Source organism: Algoriphagus kandeliae (assembly GCF_004571135.1).
Taxonomy (GTDB): domain Bacteria; phylum Bacteroidota; class Bacteroidia; order Cytophagales; family Cyclobacteriaceae; genus Algoriphagus; species Algoriphagus kandeliae.
Genome location: NZ_SPSB01000004.1, coordinates 265,589 through 277,927, shown reverse-complemented (window position 1 = coordinate 277,927; position 12,339 = coordinate 265,589). Strand labels below are relative to the sequence as shown.

The 12,339-nt window shown below is 40.0% G+C and carries 11 protein-coding genes and 1 tRNA gene; 7 read left to right on the top strand and 5 right to left on the bottom strand.

What is annotated here, in order from left to right:
- Positions 1-2: 2 nt before the first annotated feature.
- Entirely contained in the window at positions 3-1,229 is a 1,227-nt protein-coding gene (locus E4S40_RS13425; RefSeq protein WP_135075069.1) for a M16 family metallopeptidase, read from the bottom strand.
- Between the two features lie 138 nt (positions 1,230-1,367).
- On the opposite strand from E4S40_RS13425, the gene E4S40_RS13420 reads away from it, so the two are divergent.
- Positions 1,368-2,657: an aminopeptidase P family protein gene (locus E4S40_RS13420; protein ID WP_135075066.1), complete on the top strand. Its 1,290-nt coding sequence runs from the start codon at positions 1,368-1,370 to the stop codon at positions 2,655-2,657.
- A 141-nt stretch (positions 2,658-2,798) separates the two neighbouring features.
- Here the strand turns inward: E4S40_RS13420 and E4S40_RS13415 are convergent, their stop codons facing one another.
- Positions 2,799-3,650 carry an endonuclease/exonuclease/phosphatase family protein gene (locus tag E4S40_RS13415; RefSeq protein WP_135075063.1) on the bottom strand — a complete coding sequence of 284 codons (852 nt, stop codon included), beginning with the start codon at positions 3,648-3,650 and terminating at the stop codon, positions 2,799-2,801.
- Between the two features lie 67 nt (positions 3,651-3,717).
- On the opposite strand from E4S40_RS13415, the gene E4S40_RS13410 reads away from it, so the two are divergent.
- Positions 3,718-4,611 carry a flavin reductase family protein gene (locus tag E4S40_RS13410; RefSeq protein WP_135075060.1) on the top strand — a complete coding sequence of 298 codons (894 nt, stop codon included), beginning with the start codon at positions 3,718-3,720 and terminating at the stop codon, positions 4,609-4,611.
- Between the two features lie 100 nt (positions 4,612-4,711).
- On the opposite strand, the gene sppA is transcribed toward E4S40_RS13410, so the two are convergent.
- Positions 4,712-6,478, bottom strand: a complete 1,767-nt coding sequence (gene sppA, locus E4S40_RS13405) for a signal peptide peptidase SppA (protein WP_135075057.1) — start codon at positions 6,476-6,478, stop codon at positions 4,712-4,714.
- A gap of 45 nt (positions 6,479-6,523) precedes the next feature.
- Here sppA and folK point away from each other — a divergent pair, with 45 nt between their 5' ends.
- Entirely contained in the window at positions 6,524-7,039 is a 516-nt protein-coding gene (gene folK / locus E4S40_RS13400) for a 2-amino-4-hydroxy-6-hydroxymethyldihydropteridine diphosphokinase (RefSeq protein WP_237563197.1), read from the top strand.
- Positions 7,040-7,072: 33 nt separating this feature from the next.
- On the opposite strand, the gene asnS is transcribed toward folK, so the two are convergent.
- On the bottom strand, positions 7,073-8,524 hold the full coding sequence (gene asnS / locus E4S40_RS13395) for an asparagine--tRNA ligase (RefSeq protein ID WP_135075054.1): 1,452 nt from the start codon (positions 8,522-8,524) through the stop codon (positions 7,073-7,075).
- 174 nt (positions 8,525-8,698) lie between these two features.
- Between asnS and rpoN the strand changes: the two genes are divergently transcribed.
- A complete protein-coding gene (gene rpoN / locus E4S40_RS13390) occupies positions 8,699-10,156 on the top strand; it encodes an RNA polymerase factor sigma-54 (RefSeq protein ID WP_135075051.1) in 1,458 nt (485 codons plus the stop codon).
- Between the two features lie 56 nt (positions 10,157-10,212).
- Positions 10,213-10,776 (top strand): PA-phosphatase, encoded by a 564-nt coding sequence (locus E4S40_RS13385; protein WP_237563196.1) that lies wholly within the window; start codon positions 10,213-10,215, stop codon positions 10,774-10,776.
- 29 nt (positions 10,777-10,805) lie between these two features.
- Here E4S40_RS13385 and E4S40_RS13380 read toward each other — a convergent pair whose 3' ends face one another.
- Positions 10,806-11,549, bottom strand: a complete 744-nt coding sequence (locus E4S40_RS13380; RefSeq protein WP_135075045.1) for a porin family protein — start codon at positions 11,547-11,549, stop codon at positions 10,806-10,808.
- 255 nt (positions 11,550-11,804) lie between these two features.
- Here E4S40_RS13380 and E4S40_RS13375 point away from each other — a divergent pair.
- Together E4S40_RS13375 and E4S40_RS13370 are read left to right on the top strand one after the other, a co-directional pair.
- Positions 11,805-11,878 (top strand) — tRNA-Arg (locus E4S40_RS13375).
- 165 nt (positions 11,879-12,043) lie between these two features.
- Entirely contained in the window at positions 12,044-12,304 is a 261-nt protein-coding gene (locus E4S40_RS13370) for a YgdI/YgdR family lipoprotein (RefSeq protein WP_135075042.1), read from the top strand.
- The last annotated feature ends 35 nt before the right edge of the window (positions 12,305-12,339 follow it).

The window sequence follows — 12,339 nt, the reverse complement described above, 5'->3', positions numbered from 1 at the left end:
GCTTAATTGGGTAAATAAGTCAGGTCGGTAATTTGGTTGGGGTCAAAAATCTCGTTGGCTATTTCCAGTAGTTCTTCCGCTGTAGTCTGTCGAATTTGAGTAAAAATCCTTTCCAATGGATCAATTTTTCCATGGTCAATTAAGCTTTTTCCAAATACGAGCATCAAGGCTGCGTAATTTTCTTCAGCCATTGCCATTTGACCCATAGCTTGTTCTTTTGCCATGTGAAGCTGTAGGGTACCTAACTTTTTTTCTCGCAATCTATTGAGCTCTTTTCGGACGATTTTTTTGGCTTTTGGAAGGGTTTTTTCCTCTGTGCCAAAAAATATCCCAAAGAAACCAATATCTGAAAATGGCTGGTAGCTGGATTCTATGCTATAAACAAGTCCATGTTTTTCTCGAAGAGCCATGTTTAGTCGGCTATTCATGCTGGGACCTCCAAGAATATTATTGAGAAGAAAAAGCTTGTACCGCTTTGGGTCATGTAGGGAATAGGCTGGTCTTCCCATTCCACAAAGGGATTGGGTGATATCGCGCTTGACCTGTTCTGCTTTTGCCTGATAATCTTTAAAACCACTTCGGATATATAGAGCCCGCTTGGTTGGGATTTCTGACAGCATTCCCTCAATAGCTCTAACTGCTTTGGAAAAGGAAATATTCCCGACCACAGAAAACACAATTTGGGAAGTATCAAGTCGACTTGCGATAAAATCAAAAAAGTCCTGCTGGGTGAAACGTCCGACAGTTTCTTCATTTCCCAAAATATTTCTACCTAAGGCATGATTTTCAAAGACCAAGGCATCCAATTCATCTTGAATAGAATCATCCGGAGAATCTCTATACATGGCCATTTCCTCCAAGATTACCTGACGCTCTTTTTCGATTTCTTTTGCAGGAAAAGTAGAATTGAAAGTAATGTCATATAGCAATTCGGCTGCTTTGGAATAGTGGTCTTTCAAGACTGAGGCATAAAAGCAGATTTTTTCTTTGGTAGTGTAGGCATTCAGTTCACCACCTAATGATTCAAGGCGGTTCAGAATATGAAAAGTCTTTCGCTTTTTGGTACCTTTGAAGGCCATGTGCTCCCAAAAGTGAGCTAGGCCTTCTTGTTCTTTGGTCTCGTCTCGACTACCGATATTCAAAATAAACCCACAGTGAACCAATCGGGTATGACTGACTTCCTGATGGACGATTCGAATGCCATTGGCAAGTTCTTTTACTTGATGCATAGTTTTTTTACCTACCAAAAATCAACTTTCCAAAGTCTTTTGGAATACTGAGAAGATTATCTCAATTTCAATCTCTGGTTATACAAAGAAAACAATTTTCTAACCGGGACTTGATTCAATTTAAAATAAAATAAGCATATGAAATATACGCCACTTCCTGCGGAACTCTACATCCGAAACCGAGCTAAGCTAGTACAGAAACTTGCGAAAAACTCCGTTGCGGTTCTTAATTCCAATGATATTATGCCTACCAATGCCGATGGTACCATGAAATTTCGGCAAAACAATGACTTGTTTTATCTCTGTGGAATTGATCAGGAGGAGACTATTTTGCTGATTGCACCGGATTGTCCTAATCCAGCTTGGAGAGAGGTTTTATTTCTGCGGGAAACCAATGAGCATATTGCGATTTGGGAGGGGCATAAATACACCAAAGAGGAAGCTGAAGCAGCCTCGGGAATAAAAAATATCCATTGGCTTTCCGATTTTGACTTGATTTTCAATTCGGTGATGGCACTTTCAGAGCGAGTTTATCTTAATACGAATGAGCACCTCCGTGCTGGTGTTGTCGTCGAGACACGAGATTCCCGTTTTATCAAATCCTGTAAGGAACGCTATCCACTCCATGAATACGAGCGCTTGGCACCTATCATGCATGAACTTCGAGGCGTTAAAGAGCAAGAGGAGATTGATCAATTGCAAGTCGCTTGTGATATCACGGAGAAGGGATTTAGAAGAATTTTGAATTTCGTAAAACCTGGTGTAACTGAGTATGAGATTGAGGCTGAATATCTGCATGAATTTGTACGAAGTAGAAGTAAGGGTTTTGCTTACGAACCAATCATCGCTTCGGGTCCTGCAGCATGTGTTTTACACTATATCGAAAACAATAAAGTCTGCAAGGCTGGTGATTTATTGTTGATGGATGTAGGAGCGGAATATGGAAATTACAATGCCGATATGACTCGGACTATTCCTGTCAATGGCCGCTTTACTGAAAGGCAAAAGGCAGTTTATAATTCGGTTTTACGCGTTCAGCGAGAAGCGATGAATATTTTAAGACCTGGTGTCACTATTCAGGATTACCATAAAGAAGTTGGTCTGATTATGCAGTCAGAGCTTTTAGGTTTGGGTTTGATTGATCAAACAGATATCAAAAATCAAGATCCTAAATGGCCAGCTTACAAGAAATATTTTATGCATGGAACTTCCCATCATTTGGGGCTTGATGTGCATGATGTGGGAACAATGCATTACCCAATTACCACGGGGATGGTCTTTACGGTGGAACCAGGTATTTATATCCAAGAAGAGGGCTTGGGAGTTCGCTTGGAAAATAATATTGTCATTAAGGAAGAGGGCTATTTTGACCTAATGCGGAATATTCCTATTGAAGTGGAGGAAATTGAAGAATTGATGAATTCATAAAAAATAGAGGCCGTCTCGAAAGTCTATCTTTTGTCAGGCTGAGCGAAGTCGAAGCTGATTTTGTTACTATGCAACATTTTGACTACGCTCAATGTGACAAAAATGAATTATGAGATGGCCTCTTACTTTAATTTTACTTTCCTAAAATCCAATTTCTACCATCACAGGAAAGTGATCCGATGGATATTTCTTCCCATAATTATCGCTCAAAACTCCATGACGATAAACTTGGATATCACCTTTGATAAAAATATGATCGATGATTCCATCAGGTAGTACTTCCCAATCGAATCCAGTAAAAGTTCCTCTTGGTCCATAGGAGGGAATTGTTGAAATCAAGCGAGCATCTTTCCAATCAGGGGATTGGGTGATGGTGGTATAGGCAGGATTATCAGGAGTAACATTGAAGTCTCCCATTAAAATCACAGGGAGATTTTCGGAATTAATTTCATCTATTTTTTGAACAACTAATTTGCTGCTTTCTTCTCTGGCTTGCTGTCCGATGTGATCATAGTGGATATTGAACACGTAGAATTGATTTCCTTCCAAGTCTTCAAATTTTCCCCAAGAACAGATTCGATTTAGGGCTGCATCCCAGCCTTTACTCGGTGTTTCAGGAGTAGGGGAAAGCCAAAAAGTTCCTTGCTCATCAAGCTTAAACTGATCAGGATCAAAAAATATCGCTGTGTATTCACCTTTTTCAGCACCATCATCTCTTCCCACACCCAAATAATCATAGCCAAGAGCTTCTTTTAGCTGATTGACTTGATGGTTTAGCCCCTCTTGTGTGCCGAAAAGGCTAATTTGATGGAATTGAATCAAGGCAGCGACATGAGGTAGTCTATCTTTCCAGAGGTTTCCTTCATCATTGGGATTGTCCCATCGGATATTGAAAGTTGCTATTTGGTGGCTTTGAGCAAATGTATTGGAACAAAATGCACTAATTGAAAAAATAAAAAAAGCGAGTTTGAGACTATTTGTGAGATTCTTCATGGAACTATTGCGATTCTTTTTGTTTATCATTTAAAAATGACCTTTAATTTGAAGAAAAGAAAAGCTAATGAAGACAATCTACCCGAAAGATCTGCCCATTCCTGAGTTTCATGCTTTATTGCAAGGAAGTATTGCACCACGGCCAATTGCATTTGCCAGTACGATTGATGGGGAGGGAAACGTGAATTTGAGCCCTTTCAGTTTTTTTAATTTATTCAGCACTAATCCACCTATTTTGATTTTTTCCCCATCCCGGCGGGTACGCGATAATACTACTAAACATACCTTGGAAAATGTCCATGAAGTCCCGGAAGTGGTCATTCATGTCGTTCATTATGGGATAGTAGAGCAGATGTCCTTAGCAAGTACCGAATATCCAAAAGGCGTAGATGAATTTGTGAAGGCAGGATTCACACCAGTGCCTTCCACTCATGTTAAACCCCCTCGAATTAAAGAGGCTCGTGTTTCTTTTGAGTGCAAGGTCAATGAAATAAAAGCACTTGGAGATCGAGGTGGGTCCGGGAATTTGGTGATTTGTGAAGTGCTTTGTGTCCATGTGGACGAACAAATACTCAATGAAAAAGGAATAATTGATCCTCATAAACTGGACCTCGTGGCGAGATTGGGAGGGAATTGGTATTCCCGTACAAATGGTCCATGCCTATTCGAAATTCCCAAGCCTTTGAGTACAATGGGAATTGGGGTAGATCAAATACCTGAAGAAATTCGAACTAGCCCGGTTTTGACGGGGAATAATTTGGGAAGATTAGGTAATGTAGAAAGCCTGCCTACTGAGGAGGAAGTGATAGCATTTGGAAAAAGCCCTGTACTTGAAGAAATGCGTGTTCGATTCCAAAATGATCGAGCAAGCTGGATTGATCACTTGCATCGCTACGCTCAGGAGATTCTTGAAGCGGGAGATGTGAAAAAAGCTTGGTTAGTCCTTTTACAAAAGGTTTAATAAATGCGTTTCCATTCAATTTATTTTGTCAAACTGAGCGAAGTCGAAGTCTTTTCTTTAATTAAAAGGACATTTCGACTCCGCTCAATGTGACATCAAATTAATTAACTCTTATTTCCTGAGGCATTCGGGCTTGTATACCCTGATAGTTTTTCACCTTTTCCAAATTTTGATAAACCGGATAGAGTTCACCCAAACGGGCTTGAAGGATTTTGGTTTGAACATTGTCTGACAAATCATCCATCAACTTTTCAAACCAAGGTTTTGGCTGCGGGTAGTAAATTACTCGGAAGTCATCTCCTGCATCAATTTTTCCAGCTGCAATTTCAATAGCTGTGTCCAAGCCTCCTAAAACATCCACTAGTCCTCGTTCTTTCGCTTGATTACCTGTCCAAACTCTCCCCGACGCTACTTCTTTCACGGCTTCAGGGCTCATGTTCCTTCCTTCAGCAACACGGGAAATGAAGGTGTCATATCCCTCTTCAATCGAGTTTTGCATGATGGTTCTTTCTACTTCCGTCAGAGGACGTGCTACATTCATAAAATCAGAAAGTTCACCCGTAGAAACCACATCAGTTGTTACTCCCAACTTATCATTGATGAGTTCCTGCACATTAAACCAAAGTCCAAAAATTCCGATTGATCCTGTGATGGTATTAGGTTGTGCAACAATGGTGTCAGCTGGTGCAGAAATGTAATATCCCCCCGATGCAGCAACTTCTCCCATTGAAACGATGACTGGTTTTGCTTTCTTAGCCTCATTCATTTCTCTCCAAATAACCTCAGATGCTAAAATGGATCCGCCTGGAGAATTCACTCGAAGAACAATGGCTTTGATATTATCATCCTTTCTTGCTTTTCGGATTTCTTTGGCAAATTTATCAGAGCTGATTACTCCGTCTGCATTTCCGCTTACGATTTCACCCTCAGCGATAATCACCGCAATTCGGTTTCTTGAAGTTAGGTTTTCACTTTTTGCTACTGAACCTAAATTCGTTGCATTGATTGTTCGTATATCATCATCCTCACCCAATCCTAGTTTTTCTCTAAGAATGGCATGAACTTCATCTTCGTAAGTCAGCTTGTCTACTAGGTGGAAATCCACAGCATCCTGGGCCCTTCTAACCAACATTTGATCATTGATGAGTTGCATGCTGTCTAGAGAAACTTGACGGGATTCTGCTACAGCCTGAATCATGTTTTGATTGATATCTTCCAAAAAGAATTCAGTTTGTAAGCGATTTTCAGGACTCATTTTGTCGAGAATAAAGGGCTCTACTGCACTTTTGAATTCACCTACCCGAAACACAATCGGCTCGATTCCAACTTTTTCGAAAAAGCCTTTTAAGAAAATTACCTCTGAGGCCAAGCCATTAAAATCAACTGCCCCCATGGGGTTCAGATAAACCTCATCTGCAACAGAAGCCAGGAAATAACCGCCTTCCGAATAGGCTTCATCATAAGCAACGATAAATTTTCCAGATTCCTTAAAGCTTTCCAACTCCTCCCGAAGCTCCAATAAATTGGCTTGGCCAGCCATGACTAATCCTGAATTCAGGTAAATTCCTTGGATATTTTCATTGGTTTTAGCTTCACGTATAGCCTTCTTCAAATTAACCATTCCTGCTTGAAGAGCCCCGCCGAAAGGATTCTCCAAAGGTCCAAAGTTGAGGTCATCTTCAGATGTTCGTTCCACTAAAGTCCTGCCATTGAGATTCAGGTGAAGGATGGTGTTTTCCTGAACCTTGACTTCTTTTTCTCCCGAGGCTGCAATGATGCCAATCAGTCCAAAAAACAGCAGAAAACTGAGGATACTGAAAATAACCAAGCCTACAATAACTGCTAAAACGTTTCCTAAGAATTTCATAATGAATTTATTTATGGGGCTAAAATAGCTTAATTTGATCTAGTATTGAAAATCAATTTAAAAGTAGAAATGGTTCATGAGGTTGTTTTGATTTTGGGGGGTAATCAAGGAGATCGAAAGAGACTCTTGGAAAATGCTAAAACGGCTGTCAGTAGTTTAGGAAATTTGGTTGCAGAATCTCAGATTTTCGCTACCGAGGCCTGGGGTGGAGTTGCAAAGGAAGCATTTTTAAATCAGGCGTTGGTTCTTGAAACAAAGTTGGGTCCCTTGAGATTTTTAAAGCAAATCCAGCAGATCGAAAAAAATATGGGTAGGAAGCGTTTGGTGAAATGGGGAGATCGGACGATGGATATTGATATTTTGTTTTGGGATAATGCAATGATTGATTTGCCCGAATTAAAAATCCCGCACCCTGAAGTTGCCAATAGGCGATTTGTTTTAGGGCCCCTTATGGATGTCCTTCCCGATTTGGTTCATCCTGTTTTAGGAAAAACCATTCGCCAACTTTTTGAGGAATGTCCGGACACATCCAATGTATCAGTATTCAAAGAATCAGTATAAAAAAATCCCCGACTGATTAGCCGGGGATTTGAATTAAAATTCTGCGTTCCCAGGAGTCCTTGGGAAGGCTATTACGTCTCGAATATTACCCATTCCAGTTACGAATTGGACCATTCGTTCAAAACCAAGTCCGAAACCTGCGTGTGGGGTAGAACCAAATCGACGTGTATCCAAGAACCACCACATTTCCTCGGTTGGAATGTGCATTTCTTCCATTCGCTGAACCAGTTTATCCATTCGTTCTTCCCGCTGAGATCCACCGATGATTTCACCGATTCCAGGGAAAAGAATATCCATAGCCGCTACCGTTTTTCCGTCTTCATTTTGACGCATATAGAAGGCTTTGATCTCTTTTGGATAGTCTGTTAAAATTACCGGCTTTTTGAAATGCTTTTCTACCAGATAACGCTCATGCTCAGATTGAAGATCAGCGCCCCATGATTCGATCAGGTATTGGAATTTCTTCTTTTTGTTTGGTTTCGAATTCTTCAAAATATCGATTGCCTCGGTATAGGTGATTCGAACAAAGTCATTATCAGCTACAAACTTCAGCTTTTCAATCAAGCCCATTTCAGAGCGTTGATCGGCTGGCTTGGACTTTTCCTCCTCCAGTAGTCGGGCTTCCAAAAACTTGAGGTCATCCTCACAGTTTTCCAAAGCGTATCGGATCAAATACTTCAAGAAATCCTCGGCTAAATCCGCATTATCCTCTGCATCATAGAAAGCCATTTCTGGTTCAATCATCCAGAATTCAGCCAAATGACGAGTAGTATTGGAATTTTCAGCCCGGAAAGTAGGCCCAAAAGTGTAAATCTCAGACAATGCCAAAGCTGCCAATTCACCTTCTAGCTGACCAGATACCGTCAAATTAGCTTCTCGCTCGAAGAAATCTTGCTTAAAATCTACAGCTCCATCTTCGGTTCTTGGAGGATTGCCGATTTCTAAGGTAGTTACCTTGAAAGTTTCTCCAGCTCCCTCCGCATCGGAAGCGGTGATGATTGGAGTGTGAATATAGAAGAACCCTTTGTCATTGAAATACTTATGAACAGCATAGGCAAGGGCATGGCGGACTCTGAAAACTGCGCTGAAGGTATTCGTGCGCATTCTTAAATGAGCGATCTCTCGGAGAAATTCCAAAGAGTGCTTTTTAGGCTGTAGCGGATATTTTTCAGGATCTGCTTCGCCCAAAACCTCAATAGAACTAGCATGTAATTCTGCTGCTTGTCCAGCGCCTTGCGACTCCACAATGGTGCCGTTTACCTTTAGACAAGCTCCGGTACTACATTTTTTTAGAGTTTCTTCCGAAATCACATTCGGGTCAGCAACCACTTGGTAGTTGGTGATAATGGAACCGTCATTCAGGGCGATGAATGATACATTTTTATTAGAACGTTTGGTTCGTACCCAGCCCATAATAGTGACTTCAGCTCCAATAAGGGGCTGTTCCAGTAAAGATTTGATTTTGACCCGCTTGTTAAATGCCATGATTGCGTTGATTAAATTTCATTTGAGCTTCCTTGCTCGCTAAAAGGGTTTGCAAAAAAACGATTAAATAAGCTTTTTATCAAAAATTTGCGCGTTTTTCCTAACTTTGAATTCAAGGCTTTTTCAGTTGAAAAAGCTTTTTTAAACCTACAGGATCGGTTCTAAATTTCCCAAATGCAGAAGTTAAATCTTAGTCAGACGCTTTCTCAGAAGCTTTCTCCTCAGCAAATCCAATTTATCAAATTGCTGCAGGTGCCTACTGCTGAATTGGATGCTAGAATTGAGGAAGAGTTGGAAATTAATCCCGCCTTAGAAGAGGGAAGGGAAGAAAAAGAGGAATCTTCTCAAGACGATACCTTTGAGGATAATTATGAGGAAGATATGCCAATGGAAGATCGGGATATCAACCTAGATGATTATCTCGATGATGAGTATAGTGGGTATAAAATGCATGGGGACGGGAATTATAATCCGGACGAAGAGGACAGAGAAATACCGATTTCTTCACAGGCATCCTTGCATGAACAATTGATCCAGCAATTGAATTTTTTGAAACTGGATGATCGGCAGAAACTGATCGGTCAGCAATTGATTGGAAGTATCGAAAACGATGGCTATATCCGCAGGGATTTGGAAGCCATTATCAATGATTTAGCCTTCAGCCAAAATATCGAAACTGACATTGATGAAGTGGAAGAAATTTTGGTAAAAATCCAAAATTTTGATCCGGCAGGAATTGCGGCCCGAAATCTTCAAGAATGCCTTTTAATTCAGTTGGAGCGAAAAGAACATCCGGACGACCCGGAAGTGCAACATGCCCTTCGGATTGTACAGGATTGTTTTGATGAGTTTACCAAAAAGCACTATTCTAAAATCCAGCGGAAGTGTGACTTGACTGAAGAAGAGACCAAGGAAGCAGTCAATTTGATCACCCGGCTTAACCCTAAACCTGGAGGAACTTCGGACGGCTTGGTTCGGACGCAGTATATTATTCCTGATTTTATTTTGACCAATAATTCAGGGAAGCTTGAGGTTTCTTTGAATTCAAAAAATGCTCCTGAACTTCGTATTTCCCGATCTTATGCAGAAATGTTTGATGCATATGATAAATCCGACAAAAAGGACAAGAAACTCAAGGAGACGGTCACTTTCGTCAAGCAAAAATTGGATGCGGCTAAATGGTTTATTGATGCGATCAAGCAGCGTCAAAATACTTTGCTTAGAACGATGGAGGCCATTGTGGAGTATCAGTACGAATTTTTCTTGGATGGTGATGAGACAAATTTGCGTCCGATGATATTGAAAGATATCGCAGAGAAAATCGATATGGATATTTCCACTGTTTCTCGCGTGGCCAACAGTAAAGCTGTGCAAACCGAATTCGGCGTTTATCCTTTGAAATATTTCTTTTCCGAAGGTATTTCTACCGATAGTGGGGAAGATGTAAGTAACCGAGAGGTCAAATCTGTATTGCAGAGTATGGTTGACCAAGAAGATAAAAAGCGGCCACTTTCAGATGACAAATTGGTCAAATTACTCAACCAAAAAGGATATAATATCGCAAGGCGAACTGTTGCCAAATACCGAGAACAATTACAGATTCCGGTTGCTAGATTAAGAAAAGAGTTGTAGTGGGGAAAATCAGTTCATTAGTAATTTCTGTTGTTTTCCAGCCACTAATCATTCCAATGATGGTATTTGGAATGATCCTTTTTGGCGTACCAGAATCTACTAGCGTGCCTTTTGAGTTTAAGACTCGAATTTTTTACCTGATCTTGATGTCCACATTAGTGATTCCCATGTTGACCATATTTGGTCTTCGGCTAAGTGGAACTGTCAAAAGTCTTCATATGCACACTACAAAAGACAGAATTATTCCTTTTTCTGTAACAAGCATATATTTTTTATTGACTACTTATTTTATGCATCGGATTTCTGAATTGGATCCGATTATTTGGGAAACCATGGCATTGATTTCGGGAGTTGTGGTGATTTTGACTATAGTGACTATTTTCTGGAAAATGTCAGCTCATATGACCGGGGTAGGAGGTTTAGTCGCCTTAGTTTTGGTATTAGGATTCCGATTTTCCAATTTTCAATCCCTGTACCCACTTTTACTTTCTATCTTTTTATCGGGAGGGGTCGCATCTTCACGATTGTTTTTAAATGCGCATAAGCCGTTGGAGGTTTATGTAGGATTTATTTTTGGATTCTTGAGTTGCTATTTTGGATTCCAATGGATTTGGTCATAAAAAAACCGGGCTATTGACCCGGTGAATAATTAGAATAAGTTAACCGCGACACCAAAACTGATTTGAGCAGCCCTGTTGTCGAAAGGACCTTGATTTTCTTGGAAAAGTCGATTTAGACCAAAGTAGCTCCAAACATAAAAACCAGGTGATCCCGCTTTCAATGATAAGCCGTATCGGATTTTTTCGAATCCATAATTTTGGGAGTCTTTGATTTTTCGACTTACCCCATCTTCATCTTCAAATTTGATTTTGCTGTGGGCATTGTAAAGAAAGCCAACTCTACCACCAAAAGTCAATTTGAATCCTTTGTAATAATTGGTTTTGTTGAAGTGATATGTGAAATCCAATGGTACTTCAAAGTAGCTAAGCGCAAAGGTGTTTTTATTCACTTGAATATCATCTCCAAAAACTTCTGTAAGCTCTAAAAGTTGACTGGATTCGGGTCCTTTTTCAGGGTCATTGAAAAGATTTTTTTCGTCATTAAAAGCAAGCTTATCTGTTCCAATTCCAAAACCCGGATTAAATGTCACTCCAGATGTTTCTCCGAAAATTGAGATTGGGTGCTGGTAATAAATATTGAGTGTTCTTGATCCGAAAAATCCAGTACTAAGATCTGCAGGTCTATTATTCAATACATTAAAACCGAACTCTACCTTAAGGTCAGAAGGGATATTGGGACGACCTCCGATTGGTACTTTTGGAGTTTTGGTTTCTTGGGCCTGTACAAAGTGGATCAGGAATAGAAGTGGTAATAATCCGAATAGTTTTTTCATTTGATAGTATTCTTTTTTAGCGATCAAAGGAAACTTTGTTGTCACTGCACAAATTATTTTGATTTGCCTGTAATCATCGAAAAGCAACAAGTCTCCATGCTAATGCGGGCAAAAATAGAAAATCCCAAAGGATTTAACCTGCTTTTGCTCTTAATAATTCTTAAGTCTGCTTTGATGAAATTTTTTGTATTAAAAAAAAGCTTGAAGGTGATATTTGAAAACAAAACGATATTCAATACCTTTGCATTCGCTTTCGGCCTCGTAGCTCAACTGAATAGAGCACCTGATTACGGCTCAGGAGGTTTCAGGTTTGAATCCTGACGAGGTCACAAAGACAAAAGCCCAACTTATACGGTTGGGCTTTTTTTGTTGCTTTGTCTCGTCCTCAAATATGTCCTTAAGAGGCTTCAAGGTCAGTTTTTAAATTCTTCTCCAATTTAATTTGGCTTTTTTTTTGTAACCAATGTGGTTACTTTGGTATCAAATTAAGCTTTATGAGAGGCATTAGACTTTTTTGTTTTGGGTCACTTTTATTTATCCTTGCCGGGTGTGAAAGTTGGCTACAGGATATTGGCCTGGTAGATGTCAAAAAAATCAAAGGGCCTTGTACCATCACCTTGATTGATGGAACACTCATAGAAACTCCCCATACGATTGAAATTAGTATCCGAACCGAGGTGCTTACTTATCGCGATGAGGATGGGAAAATTTGGTCGCTTTTTAAAGACGAATACGAAAGTTATTCCTGTCAATAATTAAAAAAAAATGCAGCCCGAAGGCTGCATCTTAT

Bases quoted from the DNA above. Each gene is read 5' to 3' on its own strand.
- E4S40_RS13425 (WP_135075069.1), bottom strand. From the start codon at position 1,229: ATGCATCAAGTAAAAGAACTTGCCAATGGCATTCGAATCGTCCATCAG.
- E4S40_RS13420 (WP_135075066.1), top strand. From the start codon at position 1,368: ATGAAATATACGCCACTTCCTGCGGAACTCTACATCCGAAACCGAGCT.
- E4S40_RS13415 (WP_135075063.1), bottom strand. From the start codon at position 3,650: ATGAAGAATCTCACAAATAGTCTCAAACTCGCTTTTTTTATTTTTTCA.
- E4S40_RS13410 (WP_135075060.1), top strand. From the start codon at position 3,718: ATGAAGACAATCTACCCGAAAGATCTGCCCATTCCTGAGTTTCATGCT.
- sppA (WP_135075057.1), bottom strand. From the start codon at position 6,478: ATGAAATTCTTAGGAAACGTTTTAGCAGTTATTGTAGGCTTGGTTATT.
- asnS (WP_135075054.1), bottom strand. From the start codon at position 8,524: ATGGCATTTAACAAGCGGGTCAAAATCAAATCTTTACTGGAACAGCCC.
- rpoN (WP_135075051.1), top strand. From the start codon at position 8,699: ATGCAGAAGTTAAATCTTAGTCAGACGCTTTCTCAGAAGCTTTCTCCT.
- E4S40_RS13385 (WP_237563196.1), top strand. From the start codon at position 10,213: ATGATGGTATTTGGAATGATCCTTTTTGGCGTACCAGAATCTACTAGC.
- E4S40_RS13380 (WP_135075045.1), bottom strand. From the start codon at position 11,549: ATGAAAAAACTATTCGGATTATTACCACTTCTATTCCTGATCCACTTT.
- E4S40_RS13370 (WP_135075042.1), top strand. From the start codon at position 12,044: ATGAGAGGCATTAGACTTTTTTGTTTTGGGTCACTTTTATTTATCCTT.